The organism is Rhizobium sp. No.120, from assembly GCF_054558365.1.
The window spans coordinates 462667-483698 of record NZ_BAAJNQ010000001.1 but is presented as its reverse complement, the minus strand read 5'-3'; the positions used below and the strand labels follow the sequence as shown (position 1 = coordinate 483698).

Here is a 21032-nt window from a genome sequence, read left to right as displayed (position 1 = left end):
GAAAAAGGGACAGGGCTCACATCATCTTCTTGCCGTTCGGCACCGGATGGGTCACAGCGGCCAAAACAATCGCGCCGGATTCGTCTTCGAAGCCGAGGGTCAGCACCTCGGAACGCACCGGCCCGATCTGCCGCGGCGGAAAATTGATCACCGCCAGGACTTGCCGGCCGACAAGAGTTTCCGGCGTATAGTGCACGGTGATTTGCGCGGAGGAGCGCTTGATGCCGATCTCCGGTCCGAAATCGATCCTGAGCTTGTAAGCGGGTTTGCGCGCTTCCGGAAAAGTCTCCGCTTCGATGATCGTGCCAACACGAATATCCACCCGCTCGAAGTCGCCGTAAGTGATCTCTTCCGCCATGTCTTGCCTTTAAATTCAGCCGGCCAGTTCCTGCGCCCGTTTTCGCGCCGCTTCCAGGGCCGCATCGAACAGGGGCTGCATGCCATCCTCAGCCATCAGGACGCTCAATGCCGCAGCGGTCGTACCGCCAGGAGAGGTCACATTCTGGCGCAGGCGCGAAGCGTCGTCGGGAGACTGGTGCAGCAATTCACCAGCCCCCGCGACGGTTTCCCGTGCAAGCCGCATGGCGAGGTCCGCCTGCAGGCCGAGCTTTCGGCCCGCCTCCGCCATGCATTCCACGAGATAGAAAACATAGGCCGGGCCGCTGCCGGAAACGGCGGTTACCGAGTCGATATCGGCTTCGCCGGGCACCCATTCGACCGGACCGGATACTTTCAAGAGATTCTGCACCAGTTGCCGCTGACGATCACTCACGCGCGCATTGGCAAAAGCGCCCGTCACACCGCGCCCGACCATGGCGGGCGTGTTCGGCATGGCACGCACCATCGCCGCTTCCCCCAGATTCGCTTCAAGCGAGGAGAGCGTCTTGCCGGCCGCAATGGAAACGACGACGGTTCCCTCGCCCATGACGGATTTGAAGGGCGGCAGAACCGCATCCATGACCTGCGGTTTGACGGCGATGAAGAGAACTCCCGCCGTCACACCTTTCGGAACTTCGGTGACATGGCTTGCACAGGCATCCGCGATCATTTCGCGCATCGCTTCGGCCGGATTGGGATCGACAACGATGACGGATGATCCCGGCACGCCGTTTTTCAGCCACCCCGTCAACAATGCGCCACCCATATTGCCAGCGCCGATCAGGATTATCGGTCCGGAGAATGCAAATGCATTGGCGGATTGTTCGCCTGTCATGTCACGCTTCGCCTACCGTTTCGAAAAGTACGGCTTCCATGGCGCGGTTTGCATCGAGCCCGGACCATACGACGAATTGGAAAGCCTGATAGTAAGCTTCGCAGGTGTCAAGCGCGTTGGAAAGCAGCACTTCCACCTGACGGTTCGTAGGTTCCGCCCCACCCGACAAGAGAAGCGATTGGCGGAAGATGACGATGTCTTCCTGCCGCCACAGATCGAAATGCCCCATCAGCACCTGCCCATTGATGCAGGACAGAAGCTTGATCACTTCGTTGACCCGCGGATCCGGCACCTTGACGTCGAACGCGCAGGCTATGTGCAATGCCTCGAACTCCTCCATCCAGGAGAAAGAGACATGATAGTCGGTCCATCGTCCCTCGACGGTCATGGCGAGCTCGTCCTCGCCGGACCGTTCGAACGACCAGTCGTTATTGGCAGCGACGAATTCGATCATATCGACCGGATTCGATTGTCGTTCGGCTTCCATTTCCATAAGGCTCATGCAGCACCTTCTTGACCGGATCGGTTGCAGTTTTCCCGTGGCTCGACACTGAAAGAACGCAAACAATTTTACTCCGGAAACATCCTCGGGATGATGTTGAACGGCTGCCAGACTAACGCTTCCACCATGCCCGGGGCTTACCAAGTCCGTTTCGAATCATCATTTAAAATCAGTGTATAGCGGCATGCCCGGCATGCCAGCCCCTGAACGGTGATTTTGGAAACGGCACTGTGGAAAGCTCTTCCGACGCCTATTCAGAAGGGAGTCATAACCGACTCTGGCGATTGGCTTTTTTGCTTATGTCCACAAGTGGAAAAACGGACGGAAATTTTCAGAGGAAAAAGGCACGGCAAACGGGTGCCGTGCCGATCGGCAATAGAAGTCCAGGTTATTTGCCCTTGGAAGTAAGCTTGGCTTCGAGCGCTTCGATTCTCGCAAGCAACGCCTCGTTTTCGTCGCGTGCCTTGATCGCCATTTCGCGGACGACTTCGAATTCCTCGCGCTTGACGATATCCATGCTGTTCAGCCAGCGCTCGGCATGGGCATTGAAGGCGGTCTCGATTTCGCGGCGCACGCCTTGGGCAGCACCGGCGGCATCGGTCATCAGCTTGGCGAATTCATCCAAGATTCGGTTCGGTCCAGTGCTCATGGCAATCTCCTTGCGGCCGTCGGCCCTCAACGGTCAGGCATCGATATGGGCCAGATAGTCCTGAGGTAGGATTTCCAAGGGGCCGATGCAAGCAAATTGAGATAGGACTGGACAAGCGCAGCCGCGATAGCGGGCGGATCAACAATCGACTTGACCGTTTCGACAGCGAACGCCATGTTCCGCGCACATTTAGCTATATAGCATGATCCCCGTTCCGGACTGGAACGGGGATCATGCTGAAACGGGCCTGACGATCTTGCTGACATCCGCCAATCTCGCCGCCATCCTGCCGTTTCCGGACATCAATCCCATCGCCGTCTCCCTCGGCCCGATTTCGGTTCACTGGTACGGGCTTGCCTATGTCGCCGGCATCCTGCTCGGCTGGTTCTATGCAAGGCGGCTGGTCGACAATGGCAAGCTCTGGCTGAACGATACCGCACCGATGACGCGCCAGCATCTGGATGACTTCATTCTCTGGGTCGCCTTCGGCATCGTTCTCGGCGGCCGTATAGGGTATATCCTCTTCTACGATCTCGATCCGGTGCTTGCCAATCCGATCCGCGCCATCGAGGTCTGGAATGGCGGCATGTCCTTCCATGGCGGATTAATAGGCACGACCATCGCCATGATTTTGTTCGCAAGGCGAAACAAGATTCCAGTCTGGAGCCTGTTCGATATCGTTGCCGCCGTCGCGCCGATCGGCCTATTCTTCGGCCGCATCGCCAATTTCATCAACGGCGAGCTTTGGGGCCGGGTCAGCGACGTTCCGTGGGCGATGGTCTTCTGCAGTCCGCATGTGATCGCCGCCCATAACGGCGCCTGCCCCGCCGGTCCCGATCCGCGGCACCCCAGCCAGCTATACGAGGCAGGCATCGAAGGCATTATTCTCTTCCTGCTGCTCTTCATTTTGACCCGCTGGGCACTGGCATTGAAAAAGCCGGGTACAGTCAGCGGTATTTTTGTCATCGGCTATGCCTTCTCGCGTATTTTTGTCGAATTCTTCCGTCAGCCTGACGAGCAGCTCGGCTATCTGCTCGGCACGAATTGGCTGACAATGGGCATGGTGCTGTCGCTTCCGATGGTCGCCATCGGCCTATGGGCTGTCATCCGCGCCCGGCAGGCAGCGGCGAGGCAGACGGCTTGAGGTGAAATTCAATATCGCGTGGTCTTCTTGAAAGACGCTCCCAGTCTGTTTGGGCCACGCACTAGCGAAAGCAAAGAATGACGACGGCGCTCGGGGAAAAAATCAAAGCCATCATCCGCACCAACGGACCATTGAGCATTACGGATTATTTTTCGTTGTGTCTCGCCGATCCCGTGCATGGTTACTACAAGACGCGTGAGCCCTTCGGCCAATCCGGCGACTTCGTCACCGCACCCGAGATCAGCCAGCTGTTCGGCGAAATGATCGGCGTCTTCATGGTGCATGCCTGGCAGCGGCATGGAACGCCGGCCGAGGTGCGCCTTGTCGAAATCGGCCCCGGCCGCGGCACGATGATGTCGGATATGCTGCGCGTCATCGGCAAGCTGGCGCAGCCGCTCTACGATTCCGTGACAGTCCATCTCGTCGAAACTAGCGAGCGCCTGCAGGGCTTCCAGCGCCAGACTCTGGAGGCGCATGGCGCCAAAATTTCCTGGCACACGGATTTCGGCGAGGTACCCGAAGGTTTTACCCTGCTCGCCGCCAACGAGCTTTTCGACGCCATTCCGATCCGCCAGTTCGTGCGCACCGTCAACGGTTTTCGCGAGCGCATGGTCGGTCTCGACGTCAGTGACGAGCTCACCTTCACGACAGGTGTTGCGACGCTCGACCCCTCGCTCCTTCCCGATGGTGGCCTGCCGCCGATTGGCACGATCTTTGAGATTGCTCCCGCCCGGCAGGCAGTCATGACGACAATCTGCGACAGGCTCGCTGCTCATGGCGGCACGGCGCTTGCCATCGATTACGGCCATATGGCGACAAGCTTCGGCGATACGCTGCAGGCCGTGCGCATGCACGAATACGATCCGCCGCTGGAGCACCCCGGCGAAGCCGACCTGACCAGCCATGTCGATTTCCAGCATCTGGCCCAGACGGCGCTCGCCTCCGGCCTGCATATAAATGGCTGCTGTCATCAGGGCGATTTTCTTGTCGGGCTCGGTCTGCTCGAGCGCGCAGCCGCTCTCGGCCGCGACCAGGATGTGGCAATGCAGGAGAATATCAGCGTCGCCGTAGAGCGGCTTGCCGGCGCCGGCGAAGGCAAGATGGGGGAGCTTTTCAAGGTGCTGGCAGTCTCCAGCCCAGCGCTCGACCTCCTGCCCTTTCGTCCCGTCAGCTGAGGTTTGACCACCAATCCTGCGATTGACAGCGCGCGGCGGGCTGGGCCAAGATTCCCCAACGATCGAACTGCTTCGCCGCGGCTGCGTTATGTCAAGCACGACAGGCCAATCAAGATTATCAAGGGACATCCCGTTGCCGACACCACTTGCAAGCACATTGCTGAGCGCCGCCGAGGCTGCGGGCATTCGCCACGGCTATTTCACCCGCGCCGGCGGCGTATCGGAAGGCCTTTATCGCGGGCTGAACGTGGGCTTGGGTTCGCATGACGATCGCGAGCGCGTTCAGGAAAACCGCCGCCGCGTCGCCAACTGGTTCGGTCTGCCCGTCGAGAAGCTCGCTACCGTGCATCAGGTCCATTCGCCCGATGTCGTGACCATCGGTGCGCATTACGACGGCAGCCGGCCGCAGGCCGATGCGATGGTAACGGCAACGCCGGGCATCGCAATCGGTGTGCTCGCTGCTGATTGCGGCCCCATCTTGTTTGCCGATCCCGAAAACCGGGTCATCGGCGCCGCCCATGCCGGCTGGAAGGGCGCGCTGACCGGCGTGCTGGAAAATACCATCGATGCTATGGTGGCGCTCGGTGCAAGGCGCGAAGCCATCATTGCCTGCCTTGGCCCATCGATCAGTCAGGCGAGCTACGAGGTCGGTCCCGAATTCGTCGAGCGCTTTGTTGCTCACGATCCCGATTATGCCAGATACTTCGCCCCTTCAGAGCGCGAAGGTCATGCAATGTTCGATCTCCCATCGCTCACGATAGATCGTCTGCGCAAGGCTGGTATCACTGCTGAAAGCCTGAACCTGTGCACCTATCCGGACCCGGAGCGTTTCTTCTCCTATCGCCGCACGACGCACGCGAAGGAGCCGGATTACGGGCGCCAGATTTCCGCCATCGCTATCGAGGAGGCAAGCTAATATGGCCCTGCATTTCGAACGCAGCGAATTCGATGCTCGTCTGGCACGGCTGCTGGCGAGAATGCAGGAGGAAAAACTCGATGCCATGCTGCTCTTTGCACAGGAGAGCATGTATTGGCTCACTGGCTACGATACGTTCGGCTTTTGCTTTTTCCAGACGCTGGTCGTCAAAGCGGATGGATCTCTAACGCTGATGACACGCTCGGCCGATCTGCGCCAAGCGCAGCTGACCTCCGTCATCACCGATATCCGCATATGGGTTGATCGCGTCAACGCGGATCCGACGCTCGATCTCAAGGAACTATTGTCTGATCTGGATCTGCTCGGTGCCCGTATCGGCATCGAATATGACACCCACGGCATGACGGGCAGCATCGCCCGGTTGCTTGACCAGCAACTGGCGAGCTTCGGCCAGATCGTCGATGCCTCCTATCTCATCAGCCGCCTGCGTCTGACGAAGAGCCCGGCCGAGATCGCTCATATCGAACGCGCTGCTGCATTGGCCGACGATGCCTTGGACGCTGCCCTGTCTCTGGTTAAGGCCGGCGTGGATGAGTCGGACATTCTCGAAGCCATGCAGGGCGCCGTCTTTGCCGGCGGCGGCGATTATCCGGCCAATGCATTCATCATCGGCTCGGGTGCGGAAGCCCTGCTCTGCCGCTATAAGTCCGGCCGTCGCAAGCTTGACGCGGATGACCAGCTGACGCTCGAATGGGCCGGTGTCGATGCCCATTATCACGCAGCCATGATGCGCACGATCGTCATCGGCACTCCCAGTCATCGCCATCGCGAGCTTTACAGCGCCTGCCTTGAAACCCTGCAGGCCATCGAGACAATCCTGATGCCCGGGCATAACTTCGGCGACGTATTCGATATGCATTCGAAGATCATGGACGAGCGCGGCCTTGCCCGCCATCGGCTGAACGCCTGCGGCTATTCTATGGGCGCCCGCTTCTCGCCGTCATGGATGGAGCACGAAATGTTCCACATGGGCAATCCGCTTGAGATCCAGGAGAACATGTCGCTCTTCGTGCACATGATTATCATGGATTCCGACAGCGGCACCGCCATGACCCTCGGGCAGACCTATCTAACGACCTCGCAAGCGCCGAAAGCCCTTTCCCGCCACCCTCTCGAATTTCTTAACCGTTAAGGGCGTAAGATAGCGATCCTGGATGGTCAGACCGTCGGGAGAAAGGATCGCGTCAATGGGAGTGACCAGGATAACGTTGACTGTCGCCGGCTTTTGCCTCGCGCTCTCCGCCTGCAACACCACGGACGCGCTGACCCCGCCCGAAGCGATCGGTGATGTCGACTCCAGCCCGGTCACGCAGCGCGATGTCGAGCGCATGGCTTCGACACCCCAGCGCCGCCAAACCTATCAAAGCGCCCAGCAGAGCTACGGCTATCAACAGCAGACCTCCCAGCAGGCCTATCAACCGCAAAACTACGGCGGCAGCGGTACGCTCGACGACCAGGCCTCGGCACTGAGGTCAAGCGGCAGCAATCCATATGCCTCCCGCCCACTCGACGGCTCCCGCACCGCCTCCATCGCTCCGGCCAGCAATCAGTTTTCGGAGGCCGACGAGCAGCGTGAGGTCGACCGCCGCCTGTCGGACGATCCACCGCTGCAGCCGCAACAGCAGACTGCCGACGATCCTCAGCCGGAACAACAGCAGCCGGATCGGCAACAGGCCTCCCTGCCTCCGGCGGCCGCTACGGGCGGCAATAGCGTCCGCTTTTTGCCGATCATCGGCGCTCCGGTGGAAGCCGTCACGCCACTGTCGCGCCAGCTTGGTGCCGAAGCCCGCTCGGCTGGCCTTACGATCAAGAGCTCAAGCGATTCCAGTGCCGCCTATATTCTCAAGGGTTATCTTTCCGCATTTGAAGACGGCCCGCAGATTTCCGTGACCTACGTCTGGGACGTGCTTGATAGCAATGGCAACCGCGTCCACCGCATCCAGGGCTCGGAAAGCACGCCTCTGAAGCGTGGCGACCCTTGGTCGGCCGTTCCTCCAACGGTCATGCAGAAAATTGCCACCAAAACCATGTCGGACTTCAATTCCTGGCGCGAATCCAACGGTGGATAGCTAAAAGCTTTTCAGAAATATGAAGCTAACATGCCTCTCCCTCTTGCATTCGAGAGCAAGGCGGTTAAAAGCGCGGCTATCAGGTTGGTAATAGGCGGGCCACAATGAAGGTTTTCGCAGGCAATTCGAACCGGCAGCTTGCCGAAGCGATCTGCAATTATCTCAACGTTCCCTTGGGAAGAGCTAGCGTCCGCCGGTTCGCCGACCAGGAGATTTTCGTAGAGATCCAGGAAAACGTACGCGGTGAGGATGTGTTCCTCGTACAGCCGACGTCGTTTCCGACCAACGACCATCTTATGGAACTGCTGATCATGATCGATGCGATGCGCCGATCGTCGGCGCGACGCATAACCGCGGTTCTCCCCTATTTCGGTTATGCCCGCCAAGATCGCCGCGCCTCGGGGCGCACGCCGATCTCGGCAAAGCTCGTCGCCAATCTGATAACCGAAGCAGGTGCGGACCGCGTCCTTACGCTCGACCTGCACGCAGGCCAGATCCAGGGCTTCTTCGATATCCCCACGGACAATCTTTACGCACTGCCGATCCTGACGCGCGATATCAAGGCGAACTACGATATCGGCAATGTCATGGTCGTTTCTCCTGATGTCGGCGGCGTCGTGCGCGCCCGCGCGCTCGCCAAGCGCCTCGACTGTCTGCTGGCGATCGTGGACAAACGCCGCGATCGTCCCGGCGAATCCGAAGTCATGAACGTCATCGGTGACGTCTCCGGCAAGGATTGCCTCCTGATCGACGATATCGTCGATTCCGGCGGCACGCTCTGCAACGCCGCCGATGCTCTGCTCGCACGCGGCGCGGCAAGTGTCACCGCCTATATCACCCACGGCGTTCTCTCCGGCGGCGCCGTGACCCGTGTCGCAAACTCGCAGCTAAAGGAACTGGTCATTACCGATTCCATCCAGCCGACGACCGCGGTACTATCGGCCCCGAATATTCGCGTCATCACGACGGCTGGCCTCATCGGTGAAGCGATCAACCGTACCAGCCAGGAAGAATCGGTTTCAAGCCTGTTCGACTGAGCCTTGGGCCCGCCTCAACTCGCCTTCGCACGCACGGGATGCGACTGCTTCCATGCCAGAAGGCCAATGCCCAACAGCCCCGAGATGAAGACGGCCGCCCCCGATCCCATGATCGAAGGCCCGATGCCGAACCATGCAAACAGCGTTGGCGACATCAGATAGGCCAGAAGCAGACCGGTGAAGATCGCACACATCAATAGGCGATAGACCTGCGCCAGGCGATGCGGCTCGCTGCGCGTCTGCAACAGGTGCAGCGTGGCAAGGTTCTCGAAGGGACCGTTAATCGCCGCAAAGCAGGCAACGATCATAAGGCCTATCCGATCATGCATCAGTGGCAGCAGGAAAACGCCAGATCCGAAAATGAGCTTCGAAGCGATGATCCAGACCACCGGCCGGCGCGGCTTGACGCTGCCGAGGATCAGATTCGTCGTCAGATTGCCGACGCCATAAGCCGTCATCATCAGGCTGTAGTCCGTGAGCGGGTGGGAGCTGGTTTCGCGCAGGTGGAGGATCATGCCGAGCAGTATCCCCATCGCCCAGGCAACGTTTCCCATCAGGTTGGTGAAGAGGCCATAGAGAATTGCCGCATGGCCCCGCGCTGCACGCCATCCACCAAGAACGCCGTCCACCACAGCCGCCATCCCGGAGAAATCCCGACGCCGCGGCACTCTCGGGAGTTTCGCCACTGCCAGCCACACGGCAAGCGCCGACAATGTGAAGGTAGCAGCCGTGACCGTGAAGAACTGAGATTTCGGTAGGAATCCGTTTACGAGTGCGATCAGGCTCGGGCCGAGTATGCGCGCCATGCGACGGGTGGCATCGAACAGGCCGTTGGTCGCGTGCCGGACTTCGGCGTCGACCGCAATCGTCGGCAGCGTCGCCTGCAGCGAAGGGTCGAACGTCGACGTCAGCAATGCGATGCTTCCGGCAAGCACGACCAGCAGCGGCAGGCTCATCAGATGCAGCATTCCCGCCAGCGATAATACCAGCAATAGAGCCGCACGCACCAGATCGGCCGTGATCATCGTCGTGCTATGCCGCCAGCGATCCGTGACGATACCGCCGAACAGGCTGCCGAACAGCAGCCCACCAGACTGCAATGCGGAGACATATCCCGCATCGCGGCCGATGAAGTCGGCCGCAATCCAGACGACTGCGACCATGTAGAATTCGGAGCCTGTAGCCGCCAGTACCTGGCCGGCCCATAAGAGAGAGATCGAGCGCTGGCTCAGCGGCTTCAGGACAAACATGATCGCATTCTGATTTCAAACTGGCTTACTTCAGGACCTGACCGTTGACCGTCACGTGACCGTCGTCGGAAAGATCGATATCCCAGCGCGAGCGTCCATCGGCATCCGTCTTGGCAAAGCCCTTGGCCATCATCAGGCCGAAGGAGAGCTGAGACAGATCCTCCTTGGTCTTTGCGGCCTCCTGGATGGCGGCGATCGTCTTGTCGAGATCTCGGGCAAGAACCGTCATCTTCATGGCGACGCGGTCCTTTTCGGTCAGCCAGCCGCGCATACTGCCTGACGCCTCGACATCATAGAGACCCGACACGGCGCTGATCTTTGGGAAGTTGATGGTCATCGTCCCGTCGGGGAACATGGCCTTCTGCAGCTTCTCGTCCAGGGCTTTATCGCTCTCCGGGTTTTTCAAATCGGCTTGCTGGAACACATCCGCCAGAGCGGAGAAATTCAGGTTCGGCACCTGTACCTGTATATCGGCCGTATCGGGAATGAAGGCGACATAGTCTTCAGGCATCAGGCCCGTTTCCAGGGCAAGCTTCTCGGCATTCAGGCCGAAATCGGCGTTCATAGCATTGGCCGGCCCGGCTACCTTGAAGAAATAGCCCATCTTCTGCAGGCCGCCATTGCCGAATGGCGTCGTGACCGCAATGTCCTTGATCGCGACAGACTCCTCGAAGGAGCCGACAATCGGCATCGCATCCATCAGCAGGGCCTTGACCGCCTTGCTGTCAGCATCGGAAAGCGTCTTCTCATCCTTGTGTTCCGAGACAAACTGCAACAGGGAATTCACTGCCTTCAATGGCAGCTTAGTCGCGCCAGCGTTGAAGTCGATCGCCGCGATCTTGATTTCCCCAAGCGTCGCATCGTTGGCCGAGATATTGTCGTGGAGCGATTGCAGGCTGCCGTTCATCTTGAGGTCGAGCCTGCCCGGCTCACCGCTGTCAGCCGATGACAGAGTATAGACGATGCTATCGGCCGTGACGTCATTCTTCTGGACGCTTTTATCTTCGTCGGTGGTCTTCGTCGTAAAGGTGATGCCGGTACCCTTCATATCCATGGAACGCAGATAATGAAGGGCCGGATCGAAAACACCCTGGAAGGTCGATGACGCCAAGGCATAGCGAAATTCGCTGTCGGGGCCGCTGCCAGGCTTGGATTTCGCCGTGATATCGAAGGCATTGTTGCCTTCGATGTTCCAGAGGCCGCTATCGAGCGGCGTCGCTAGCATCATCAATGGCTTGAGGCCGCTGATGGCGAAATCGCTCACGTTCAACTTGTCGAGCAGCTTCTGCACATCATAGGTGACTTCATAGTGCGTGCTGACCGGCTTGACCGAAATCGCACCGCTCTTGGCAATATCATCCGGCAGAAAATAGGTCAGATTGCCGTAGAGATCCTTGGCACCTTGCTCGCTGACGTTAGCTGCCTGCACAAGGCCGGCCACGCCGGCAGCGAGAACAGCCGCCGCGGCAACCGCTTTGAAACGCATAATTCACCCCCAAATATAATGGAAAAGAAACGTGGAAACCTGGAAAACGCCAATCGGCCTTTTGCATGGAACTCTATCACCGCCCTGATACATGGGCTTGCCTCCAAACTTCAAGGCTTCTTCATCACCTGGCCGTTGATCGTCACCGTCCGGTCTTCATCCATGGTGACGTCCCAGCGCAGGCGGCCGTCCGTGTCGGTCTTTGCAAAACCTTTTGCAGCTATCAGGCTGAAGGAAACGCTATTCAAGCGAGGCAGAGTCTTGGCGGCCTCCTGCATGGCGACGACCGTCTTGTCGAAGTCCCGCGCCAAAATCGTCGCCTGCAGCGAAATGCCGGAATGCGGTTTGGTTGAGCCCTTCAGCTCACCGGAAACCTCGACATCGTAGACGTCAGACTTTGCACTGACCTTCGGGAACTCCAGCGTTCCATAGCCGCTTGGGAACATGGTGCGTTTCAGAGTCTCGCCGGATACCGGCGCCTCCCTTGCGACGATTGAATCGAGACCGGCATCGATGAGACCGGCAAAATTGATATTTGGCACGCCGAGCTGAACATCCACCATCGCGGGCAGGAAGGGCATGAAGGCAGCCGGCACTAGACCCTCGTCGGGCGTGAACTGCTCGGCCTTAAGCTCCAGGTTGACGTTCGAAGCCTTGGTCAGACCGTCCATCTTGAAACTGTAGTCGATGCGCTTGACGCCGACCTTACCCTTCTCCGTTGCTACTAGCACATTGTTCACGGTCACGGTCTTGCCGAGCGAACCGAAAACCGGCAGGGCTTGATGTACCAGCTGCTCGAACTTTTCGCTGCCGCTTTGCGAAAGCTGCTTGGCTTTGACGTGTTGAACGAAGAACCGGATAAGCGCACGCAGTTCCTTCACCGGCAGGCTTGTGGCAGTAAGGTTGGTATCGATGCTATCGGCGTTGAAAGTGACGGGCGCCGCATCCGGCCGCACCGTGACCTGCTCATGCAAGCGCTGCAGCGTACCTTGCAATTGAAGGTCGACCTTACCTGCTTCGCTGCTGTCGGTAACCGTATGCGCGAATGAGGCGCTGTCGATGGTCGCATCGATCTTGCGACCGCTTTTCGCACCGCTGCCAGCGCTCGAGAACTTAAAGCCGTTGCTCTTGATGCCCATCGACCGCATCATTTCGATGGTAGGGTCGAAAATGCCGTCGAAAGAGTCGGATGCAACCGAATAAGCAATATCCAAAGTCGGTGAATGCAGAGCGACATCGAGGCTATTGTCGCCCGTCACATGCCACCGTCCCTGCTCGATAGGCTGAGCGAAGAGAGAGAGCGGCTTGAAACCCGTCACCGAAAATGCGCTCGAATTGATCTTGTCGAAGAATTTCGCAAGATCATAGGTGATCTCATATTGGTCACCCGCCGGCTTGACGGTCACGAAATCGCTGCGGGCAAGGTCCTGCGAAAGCGAATGGGTGAGGACGTTGCGGAGCTCCTTGGCGCCTTGCTCGTTCATGTCGGCCGCGTGTGAGACACCAGCAAGACCGATGGAAAAAACCGTGGCGGCGATGACCCTGGAACGCATGCCCGATCTCTCCTTTTGATCCAGAACGATTGCATTCGACTGTTGATGGGGCCGGGGATATATGTCAAGTCGTTGATACAGCAGCGCCGCAGGCTTGTCGGCGGCAGTTGCAATGTCACCACAAGGCCGTGATTCCAGGGTGCTTGCACCTCCGGCTGCTTTGTATTATACGCCACGCGTCCGCGTAGACACCCTTGGAGGCAACGCGGATGAGGCAGGGCACGCCCTCCTCCAGTTCAGCTGAAGCGACATATGGTCGAACGGATGAACTCTCCAAATAACCTCGAAAGGAATAGCTATGAGCCACGAAAGCTACGAGCTCAAGGCCGAGGCGCGCGAACGGGTTGGTAAGGGGTCCGCCCGTGAACTTCGCCGCAATGGTCTGATCCCCGCTGTCATCTATGGTGACAAGCAGGCCCCCATTTCCATCGCTCTCAACACCAATGAGGTGACGAAGCGCATCCACGCCGGCGGCTTCCTCACGACGATCGCAACGATCGACGTCGACGGCAAGAAGATCAAGGTTTTGCCGAAGGACTATCAGCTCGATCCGGTCCGTGACTTCACGCTCCACGTCGACTTCCTGCGCGTTTCCGGCAACACGGCGGTTACTGTCGAAATCCCGGTTCACTTCGAAAACCACGAGAAGTCGCCTGGCCTCAAGGCTGGCGGCGTGCTGAACATCGTTCGTCACGAAGTCGAAGTTCATTGCCCGGCCGATGCGATCCCGGAATTCTTCACCGTTGACCTCACGGGTCTGAAGAGCGGCGACAGCGTCCACATCTCCGCCGTCAAGCTCCCGAAGAACGTGACCCCGGTCATCGCCGACCGCGACTTCACGATCGCAACGATCGTTGCCCCGGCTGCCGGCCTTGCTGAAGACGAAGCTGAAGGCGGCGAAGAAGCCAGCGCCTGATCGGCATCTTCAAGCCTACGCATTGGGACCCGCCGCCCTTTGGGACGGCGGGTTTTTTATGCCTAAAAATAAATATTAGAGAAAGTAAAAGTAATAAAGGCTTGGAATCTATACTATCGATTGATTTCCATTAACCCCACAGTTTCAGCAACATTTAACCGATTCATGAAAACCTGCGCGAAAGAGTTGTAGAAAGCGGTCTCCAAAGATCCGCTGGTCTATGGCTGGGGAGCTAACGAAATTATGGGCCATTCGGTCGAAAACAGGTTTTTCGCGATCGTTTGTGGTGCGCTACTGATTTTCGTGGCGCCACTCTTCGTGCTTTTCCTTTTTCTGTCGTCCGAACGCGCGGAAAAGGAAATCAAGGATCACATAACCGTTCTTCTCGTGGCCAATGCCCAGGCCCTTGCAAAACCGCTATGGGATCTGGACGAAGACAGCGTAACTCAGATCAGTGCCACGACCGTTGCGGAAGGCGCGATCGTCCGTGTCAATGTCCGCGATCTTTCCGGCCAGCTCGACGTCACGCAATCGACCATTCCGAAATCATACAAGGGCAATCTGGAGTCCATCGACCGGCCGATCATCTATAACGGCATCGATGGTGCAAAGCGGCTCGGGACCATCACGGTCTATTACCCCAAGCTCGGCATTTTCGACGGTCTGAAGAGCGAGGAGATCGTCTTCATCTCCATCTTCATCTTCGCCGTTCTGACTGTGTTCGGTGCCGCGCTGATCGGTAACCGCATCTTCGTCATCCAGCCGCTGATGCGGCTGACGCACGCCATCGAGGCGACACGAAGGCTCGGCTCGCGCCATCATGTGGACTGGCAGTCGAATGATGAAATGGGTCGGCTTGCCAGCAGCTTCAACGACATGCAGAGCAAGCTGCAGCGAGAGGAAAACGAACTGAAGCTTGCCCATCGCCGGGCGACCGACACCTATAATCTCACGCCCGCCATGCTCTTTTCGCTCGACAAGGACGATCGCATCGCAGCCGTCAGCGACTATTGGCTTGCCACCACGGGCTATGATCGTGCCGATGTGATCGGACGCGAGTTTGCAAGCCTGGTTTTGCCGGATTCGCGCGCGCAATATATCGAGCGCAAACGCGGCAACACCCACAGCGCCGCCCGCATTGACGTGACCGTGAAATTCCTCTGCCGAGATGGGCGGGTCATGGATGTTCTGATCCTCGAGACAACCGCGATCCAGGATGGCCTGTCTCTCTCCGTCATGACCGATGTGACGGAGCTCAAGCAGTCCGAAGACCGCAATCTGCGGCAGGCAATTACCGACCATCTGACCGGCCTTCTCAATCGCCAGGGCTTCGAGAGCGCGCTGGATGCCAAGATCAACGAAGCCGACCTGCGCAAGCGCGAGCTTGCGTGCCTCTTCATCGATCTCGACCGTTTCAAATGGATCAACGACAATATGGGCCATGCTGCCGGCGACGCCGCGCTACGCGAATTGGTATCGCGTCTGCAGACGTGTCTTAAGCCGGGCGATATTGCCGCCCGCCTCGGCGGCGACGAATTTGCCATGCTGCTTCTAGCCGAGAATGCGGAAGCAAGAGCAATCGACATGGCGGCCCTCATCGCCGAGGTCTTCGAGACACCCTTCATCGGCGATGCGCGCCTCAGCGCCAGCATCGGCATCGCGATTTACCCCCGTCAGGCCGCCAATGCAGCCGAACTGCTGCTGAAATCCGATATCGCCATGTATGCCAAGAAGCGCGATGGCAAGAACGGCGCGCAGATTTTCGACAACGGAATGCTGGACGATTCCCGCCGCCGCGCCGAACTGGAGAACCATATCGAAACCGGCCTCAGCGAAGACTGGTTCGAAGCCTACCTGCAGCCCGTCGTCAATATAGACGACCGTTCGATCGCTGGCTTCGAGGCGCTGATGCGCCTGCATCACCCGCAGAAAGGCATCCTGCCCCCTGGTCGCATCATCGAGGTTGCCGAAGAGACCGGCTCGATCATTCGCATCGGCAACCGCATCATGGAGAAGGCCATCGCCGATTTTGCACGCCTCTCGCGGATCGAAGGCATGCAGGATACCTATCTCGCCATCAACTTTTCGCCGCTGCAATTCGAATCCGAATTGCCGCTGCGCATTGCCGCTCTGCTGTCACGCTACGAAATCGCACCCCGGCGTATCGTCGTGGAAATCACCGAGGCCGTGCTGATGGACGACAATCCCGAGACGCGTATGGTCATCAATGAGATCTGCCGCTATGGCTGCCGCATCGCGCTCGATGATTTCGGCACGGGTTATTCCTCGCTGAGCTATATCAATCGCTTCCCGGTCGATATCATCAAGATCGACCAATCCTTCATCCGCGCGATCAACGATACCGCCTCCGATGTCAGCGCCAAGAGCCGCATGCTCGTCGAAAGCATTACCACCCTGTCACACAAGATGAATTGTACGGTAATCGCCGAAGGCGTGGAAACGGAAGAGGAATGTGCAACTTTGCGCGCGATGGGTATCGACTATGGCCAAGGCTATCTTTTCTATCGCCCGCTGCACCCTGACAACCTGATGAAGACGCTGGCAAGCCTGCGGCAAGACCGTTCTTCCCCCGTGGCGCAGGCGTCATAGCGATGGAGGGCCGGATGCGAGGGCTGCTGTTCATAATCGCCGCCAGCCTGCTTTCGTTTTCATGTCTTTTCCCGGCCCACGCCGAAACCGTTCACTTCACCACCGAGGAATATCCGCCGTTCAACTATCGCGAAGGCAAGATACCCGTCGGCGCAGCCACCGAGCAGATACAAAGGCTTATGGCCGACATCGGGGTCGACTATACGATCGATGTCTTGCCCTGGGCGAGAGCCTACAACCAGGCTCTGGCGGAACCCATGACCTGCGTATTCGTGACTGCGCATAATGAGGAACGCGACAAGCTCTTCAAATGGATACAGCCGCTGCTGATCGACCGTAACGTTCTCATCAAACATAGCGGCTCGAAGGTTGCCGCAACGACCATCGCCGAAGCGAAGAAATATCTCGTCGGTACCTGGCGCGAAGACTATACGGAAACGATCCTGCGCCGAAATGATTTCCCGCGGATCGACATCGGCAGCGATTTCAAAGCGACGCTTAAGAAGCTGATGAGCGATCGTATCGACCTGATGCCGATCTCGGAATTCTATTTCGACAAGCTGCGTAAGGAAGGCAATGCGATCGAGAAAGTGACGATCCTTTCCCAGCAGCCCATGGGTATTGCATGCCAGAAGAATTTTCCCGCCGATCTTCAAGGCAGAATGCAGACGGCGCTCGACATGCTGATCGCAAATGGCACGCAGCGGCAGATTTTCCTGAAGTACGGTCTTCGCCTCGGTGACTGAGCTCATGGCACCTTGACTTTGGCGTCAAATCGCTGTGGTGAAGGGCATCGGTGTTTTCCAAGGGGTGAAGCTCATGCTTCTCATCGCCGGCCTCGGCAATCCGGGCGCCAAGTATCAGGGCAATCGCCATAATATCGGGTTCATGGCCGTGGATGCGATCTATCGCCGCCACAGCTTTTCGCCTTGGTTGAAGAAATTCAAGGCGGAGATTGCCGAAGGCGAACTCGGCGGCCAGAAGGTGCTGCTCATCAAACCGCAGACATTCATGAACCTCTCAGGCGAAGCCATCGGCGAAGCCATGCGCTTCTACAAACTCCAGCCATCCGATCTCGTTGTCATCTACGATGAACTCGATCTGCCCGCCGGCAAGGCACGGCTGAAGACGGGCGGAGGCCATGGCGGCCATAACGGCATCAAATCCATCGACGCCCATTGCGGCAAGGAATACCGCCGCCTGCGGCTCGGCATCGGTCATCCCGGTGCCAAAGAGCTGGTGCACAATCACGTTCTCGGCGATTTCGCCAAAGTGGACAGGGACTGGCTGGATCCCTTGTTCGACACGCTCGCCGACAATGCCGACATGCTGGTGCGCGGCGAGGATTCGCAGCTGATGAACAAGATCGCGCTTGCCCTCGGCGGCAAGGCGGAAGACGACACGCCGAAGCCGGAAAAGAAGGCGCCGACCGCCAAGTCGCATATCCACCAGGCGCGGAACCATAATCAGCCGAAAATCCCGGAAACGGGACCCATGGCGGAAATGCTGAAGAGGATGTTCGGCAAGAAGGACAATTGACATGCCGGACGCTGCAGTCGAAACAATCATCCGGCCAATCGAGAAAGCTGACCTGCCGACATTGCTTGCGCTCTACCAGCATCTGAACGCGGAAGACCCGATCCTGGACCCGCAGGTTGCCGAAAGCCGTTTTGCAGACATTATGGCCCATCCGGCCATGACCATCTTCGCGGCGTTCGACGGTGGAAAAGCCACCTCATCCGTGACGCTTGTGGTCATTCCCAATCTGACACGCGGCGGCGCGCCCTATGCTCTGATTGAAAACGTGGTCACCCATGCCGATTACCGCCAGCGCGGCCTTGCTGGAAAGGTGATCGGCAAGGCCGTGGCGGTCGCTTGGGAAAAAAACTGCTACAAAGCTATGCTTCTGACCGGCTCGAAAGACCCCGCAACGCTACGCTTCTACGCCAATTGCGGGTTCAAAAAGGACAAAACCGGCTTCCAGATCCGGCGCACCGGCTAGCGAGAACGTCTCACACTATTCTTCCGGTTCTGTCGTAAACATCAACGGGAAGCCGGCATGCTTTGCTAGATCGATAGCCTCCTGGGCCTTCGTTTCGGCAATATCACGCGCGGAAACCATGACCACGCAGGTACCGAGCTTGTGCGCCGTCATCATGACGCGATGACCGGCATCCTCGCTCATGCGGAACACCGCCTTCAGCACCATGGTCACGAATTCGCGCGGCGTATAATCGTCATTGACGAGTATCACCTTGTACAGCTTCGGCCTCTCGACCTTCGGCTTCGTTTTAGTCTTTGGTTTAAGGACAACATCATTGTCACTCATCGGCATCACCGTTGACGACAGGTAAAAGGATTTGAGCTAATGCCCTTATTATAGTGCGCCGCACCACATCGTTCAAGCATGCTCGTGCGGAGAAGAACAAGGCAGGCGATACCGCGCAGCAAAACCACCGCTTGCAATTCGTTCGGTTTCGCTTATAAAAGCGCCTTCTATTTACTCAGGTTCGGGAGCACAAAAATGAAGAGCACAGCTTCATCGCGCCCCTTAGGGGCACAAGCCTAAGCAGCGTCGACGCGCTGCCATGAGCTTTTTCAATCGGCGTTGACGCCGAGAGATCGACCCATACTGGGAATATTTTCATGGGCAATTCCATAGGGGCCTCTGGTCCCATCGACATGCTCTGCGGTCAGGCAGCTGCCGCGGTGATGCATTACTTTACATCGAAGTCCTGGATCGAAGGGGCCGCGCTGGAACAGCTCCGGGAGACCGCAAGTCTTCCCGGCATGCGCTCGGTCGCCGGCTTTCCCGATCTTCATCCCGGCAAGTACGGACCGGTCGGCATGGCCGCGCTCGCATCAAGGGTTTATCCACAGCTGATCGGCACGGATATCGGATGTGGCATGGGCTTGTTCGAACTCGACTTGCCGCTGCGCAAGTTCAAACTCGACAAGGCGGCTGACGCATTGCGCTATCTGGAAAGCGTCGAGTTCGACGTTCCACACACGCCGAACGTCGATCCGTCGTTCGGTTTCGAATTCGGCGCGGGAACGCTGGGCACCATCGGTGGCGGCAACCACTTTTGCGAAGTGCAGGCAGTCGAGGATCTGTTTGACGGTGATGCAAGCCAATGGCTGGACAAGCAGAAGCTCTATCTGCTCGTTCATACCGGCTCACGCGATCTGGGAGCCAAGGTATTCAGCCGAACGGTCGCCGAGAGCGGTAGCATGGCCGATGGCCTCGATCCGCTATCCGGCGCCGGCGAGCAATGGCTGATGCTTCACGATCTTTGCGTCGAATGGGCAGCGCTCAATCGCCGTATGATCGCGCAGCGTGCCGCTGCGGTCCTTCGAGCGGACATCCGGCTGGTTGCCGATATCCCGCACAATCTAGTGCGGGCGTCCGAAGGTGGCTACGTCCATTATAAGGGAGCGGGTGCCGTTCAGGGTTCCGCGATCGCACCGATTGCCGGCTCCAGGGCTAGCCTCAGCTATGTCGTCGAACCGCTTCCGGCGGCATCGAAGGCTCACTTTGCGATCTCGCACGGAGCCGGCCGGAAATACGACCGTCGTAACATGCATGGCCGCACAGGCAAAACTCGTTCGGAACGGGAAGCGTTGCTGCGCAACCCGTGGGGCGGCATCGCAATCTGCGACGATCGCAAACTCGCGATCGAAGAGGCCGCCGGCGCCTACAAGAATGCCGACCAGGTCATCGCCGATCTGGCCGAACATGGGCTCATCCGGCCCCTCGCATCGATGAAGCCGCTGATTACCTACAAGAAGGTCAGCGTCGATCACGAGGAACCGAAACAGGATCGCACACGAGACCGCAGAGCAAATGGGAGGCGCTGGAATGCCTGACATTCACCTTCTCGCAACATCAGGCAACGGCCCGGCGGAATGCCGGGTCGCGCTGAAGTCCCTGCTGTCCATTCTAGAGCGCGAAGCCTGCGAAAAAGGCTGCGAGATCGAGATTGCCGCATCCCGAGCACCCGATCTACACGGCCCGGTTTCGGCAATCATCACGCTGCGCGGGGTGCAGGCAAAGAACCTCGCCTCGGATTATTGCGGCTCGATCCGCTTCATTTTCAAAAGCAGGATCAGACCCGGACACAAGCGGCAAAACTGGTTCGTCGGCATAAAGCAGATCGAACTCCCCGACACGACGCAGGAAATGCCGACCGTCCAACGGGAGGATATCCGTTTCGAGACATTGCGTGCCGGTGGTCCTGGCGGACAACATCAGAACACTACGGATAGCGCCGTCAGGGCCACACATATCGCAACCGGCATCACCGTCACCTGCCGCGATGAGCGCTCCCAGCATCGGAACAAGGCGCTGGCCGTGCGGCGACTGGAAGCAATACTGCAAGTGCTGGCCGAACGGCAGAAGCAGAATGCCAAGACCGCCCTCTTCCTTGCCAACAAGGAGCTGGAGCGCGGCAACGAAGTGAAGGTGTTCCGACTTTGAAAAATGTTTCGCCC

The 21032-nt window shown here is 58.4% G+C and carries 21 protein-coding genes; 13 read left to right on the top strand and 8 right to left on the bottom strand.

Features of this window, described 5'->3' with window-relative positions; genetic code table 11:
* Window positions 1–16 precede the first annotated feature (16 nt).
* From ACYJRZ_RS02420 to ACYJRZ_RS02405, 4 genes are all read right to left on the bottom strand, one after another.
* Window positions 17–358, bottom strand: a complete 342-nt coding sequence (locus ACYJRZ_RS02420) for a tRNA-binding protein (protein WP_459455732.1) — start codon at window positions 356–358, stop codon at window positions 17–19.
* A gap of 15 nt (window positions 359–373) precedes the next feature.
* Window positions 374–1213, bottom strand: coding sequence for a pyrroline-5-carboxylate reductase (proC, locus tag ACYJRZ_RS02415; RefSeq protein WP_459455730.1), 840 nt, complete (start codon window positions 1211–1213; stop codon window positions 374–376).
* 1 nt (window position 1214) lies between these two features.
* On the bottom strand, window positions 1215–1715 hold the full coding sequence (locus tag ACYJRZ_RS02410) for a type III secretion system chaperone family protein (RefSeq protein WP_041677603.1): 501 nt from the start codon (window positions 1713–1715) through the stop codon (window positions 1215–1217).
* A gap of 388 nt (window positions 1716–2103) precedes the next feature.
* Complete coding sequence (locus tag ACYJRZ_RS02405) at window positions 2104–2364, bottom strand: accessory factor UbiK family protein (RefSeq protein WP_459455727.1); 261 nt, start codon at window positions 2362–2364, stop codon at window positions 2104–2106.
* A 256-nt stretch (window positions 2365–2620) separates the two neighbouring features.
* Here ACYJRZ_RS02405 and lgt point away from each other — a divergent pair, with 256 nt between their 5' ends.
* From lgt to ACYJRZ_RS02375, 6 genes are all read left to right on the top strand, one after another.
* Window positions 2621–3508, top strand: a complete 888-nt coding sequence (gene lgt / locus ACYJRZ_RS02400; protein ID WP_459456908.1) for a prolipoprotein diacylglyceryl transferase — start codon at window positions 2621–2623, stop codon at window positions 3506–3508.
* Window positions 3509–3585: 77 nt separating this feature from the next.
* Window positions 3586–4683 carry a class I SAM-dependent methyltransferase gene (locus tag ACYJRZ_RS02395; RefSeq protein WP_459455725.1) on the top strand — a complete coding sequence of 366 codons (1098 nt, stop codon included), beginning with the start codon at window positions 3586–3588 and terminating at the stop codon, window positions 4681–4683.
* Window positions 4684–4771: 88 nt separating this feature from the next.
* Window positions 4772–5599 (top strand): peptidoglycan editing factor PgeF, encoded by an 828-nt coding sequence (gene pgeF / locus ACYJRZ_RS02390; protein WP_459455723.1) that lies wholly within the window; start codon window positions 4772–4774, stop codon window positions 5597–5599.
* A 1-nt stretch (window position 5600) separates the two neighbouring features.
* Window positions 5601–6752, top strand: coding sequence for a M24 family metallopeptidase (locus ACYJRZ_RS02385; RefSeq protein WP_459455721.1), 1152 nt, complete (start codon window positions 5601–5603; stop codon window positions 6750–6752).
* Between the two features lie 55 nt (window positions 6753–6807).
* On the top strand, window positions 6808–7689 hold the full coding sequence (locus ACYJRZ_RS02380) for a hypothetical protein (RefSeq protein ID WP_459455719.1): 882 nt from the start codon (window positions 6808–6810) through the stop codon (window positions 7687–7689).
* Between the two features lie 104 nt (window positions 7690–7793).
* Window positions 7794–8726: a ribose-phosphate pyrophosphokinase gene (locus ACYJRZ_RS02375; RefSeq protein ID WP_459455717.1), complete on the top strand. Its 933-nt coding sequence runs from the start codon at window positions 7794–7796 to the stop codon at window positions 8724–8726.
* Window positions 8727–8740: 14 nt separating this feature from the next.
* Here the strand turns inward: ACYJRZ_RS02375 and ACYJRZ_RS02370 are convergent, their stop codons facing one another.
* The 3 genes from ACYJRZ_RS02370 to ACYJRZ_RS02360 form a co-directional block, all read right to left on the bottom strand.
* Window positions 8741–9976, bottom strand: coding sequence for an MFS transporter (locus tag ACYJRZ_RS02370; RefSeq protein ID WP_459455715.1), 1236 nt, complete (start codon window positions 9974–9976; stop codon window positions 8741–8743).
* Between the two features lie 25 nt (window positions 9977–10001).
* Window positions 10002–11462, bottom strand: a complete 1461-nt coding sequence (locus tag ACYJRZ_RS02365; protein WP_459455713.1) for a hypothetical protein — start codon at window positions 11460–11462, stop codon at window positions 10002–10004.
* A gap of 110 nt (window positions 11463–11572) precedes the next feature.
* Window positions 11573–13015 (bottom strand): hypothetical protein, encoded by a 1443-nt coding sequence (locus tag ACYJRZ_RS02360; RefSeq protein WP_459455711.1) that lies wholly within the window; start codon window positions 13013–13015, stop codon window positions 11573–11575.
* Between the two features lie 298 nt (window positions 13016–13313).
* Between ACYJRZ_RS02360 and ACYJRZ_RS02355 the strand changes: the two genes are divergently transcribed.
* The 5 genes from ACYJRZ_RS02355 to ACYJRZ_RS02335 all read left to right on the top strand — a co-directional run bounded on the left by ACYJRZ_RS02355 (window position 13314) and on the right by ACYJRZ_RS02335 (window position 18543).
* Window positions 13314–13931: a 50S ribosomal protein L25/general stress protein Ctc gene (locus tag ACYJRZ_RS02355; RefSeq protein ID WP_459455709.1), complete on the top strand. Its 618-nt coding sequence runs from the start codon at window positions 13314–13316 to the stop codon at window positions 13929–13931.
* Window positions 13932–14174: 243 nt separating this feature from the next.
* Window positions 14175–16541: an EAL domain-containing protein gene (locus ACYJRZ_RS02350; protein WP_459455707.1), complete on the top strand. Its 2367-nt coding sequence runs from the start codon at window positions 14175–14177 to the stop codon at window positions 16539–16541.
* 14 nt (window positions 16542–16555) lie between these two features.
* Window positions 16556–17287: a substrate-binding periplasmic protein gene (locus ACYJRZ_RS02345; protein ID WP_459455705.1), complete on the top strand. Its 732-nt coding sequence runs from the start codon at window positions 16556–16558 to the stop codon at window positions 17285–17287.
* 73 nt (window positions 17288–17360) lie between these two features.
* Window positions 17361–18080 (top strand): aminoacyl-tRNA hydrolase, encoded by a 720-nt coding sequence (gene pth / locus ACYJRZ_RS02340; RefSeq protein WP_459455703.1) that lies wholly within the window; start codon window positions 17361–17363, stop codon window positions 18078–18080.
* Between the two features lies 1 nt (window position 18081).
* Complete coding sequence (locus ACYJRZ_RS02335) at window positions 18082–18543, top strand: GNAT family N-acetyltransferase (RefSeq protein WP_459455701.1); 462 nt, start codon at window positions 18082–18084, stop codon at window positions 18541–18543.
* A gap of 15 nt (window positions 18544–18558) precedes the next feature.
* Here the strand turns inward: ACYJRZ_RS02335 and clpS are convergent, their stop codons facing one another.
* The gene (gene clpS, locus ACYJRZ_RS02330) at window positions 18559–18870 is read right to left on the bottom strand and encodes an ATP-dependent Clp protease adapter ClpS (protein WP_459455699.1); all 312 of its coding nucleotides are present in this window, start codon (window positions 18868–18870) and stop codon (window positions 18559–18561) included.
* A gap of 317 nt (window positions 18871–19187) precedes the next feature.
* On the opposite strand from clpS, the gene ACYJRZ_RS02325 reads away from it, so the two are divergent.
* Both ACYJRZ_RS02325 and prfH read left to right on the top strand, forming a co-directional pair.
* Window positions 19188–20408: an RNA ligase RtcB family protein gene (locus ACYJRZ_RS02325; RefSeq protein ID WP_459455697.1), complete on the top strand. Its 1221-nt coding sequence runs from the start codon at window positions 19188–19190 to the stop codon at window positions 20406–20408.
* Complete coding sequence (prfH, locus tag ACYJRZ_RS02320; RefSeq protein WP_459455695.1) at window positions 20401–21018, top strand: peptide chain release factor H; 618 nt, start codon at window positions 20401–20403, stop codon at window positions 21016–21018. Before ACYJRZ_RS02325 ends, prfH begins: the two co-directional genes overlap by 8 nt.
* Window positions 21019–21032 lie beyond the last annotated feature (14 nt).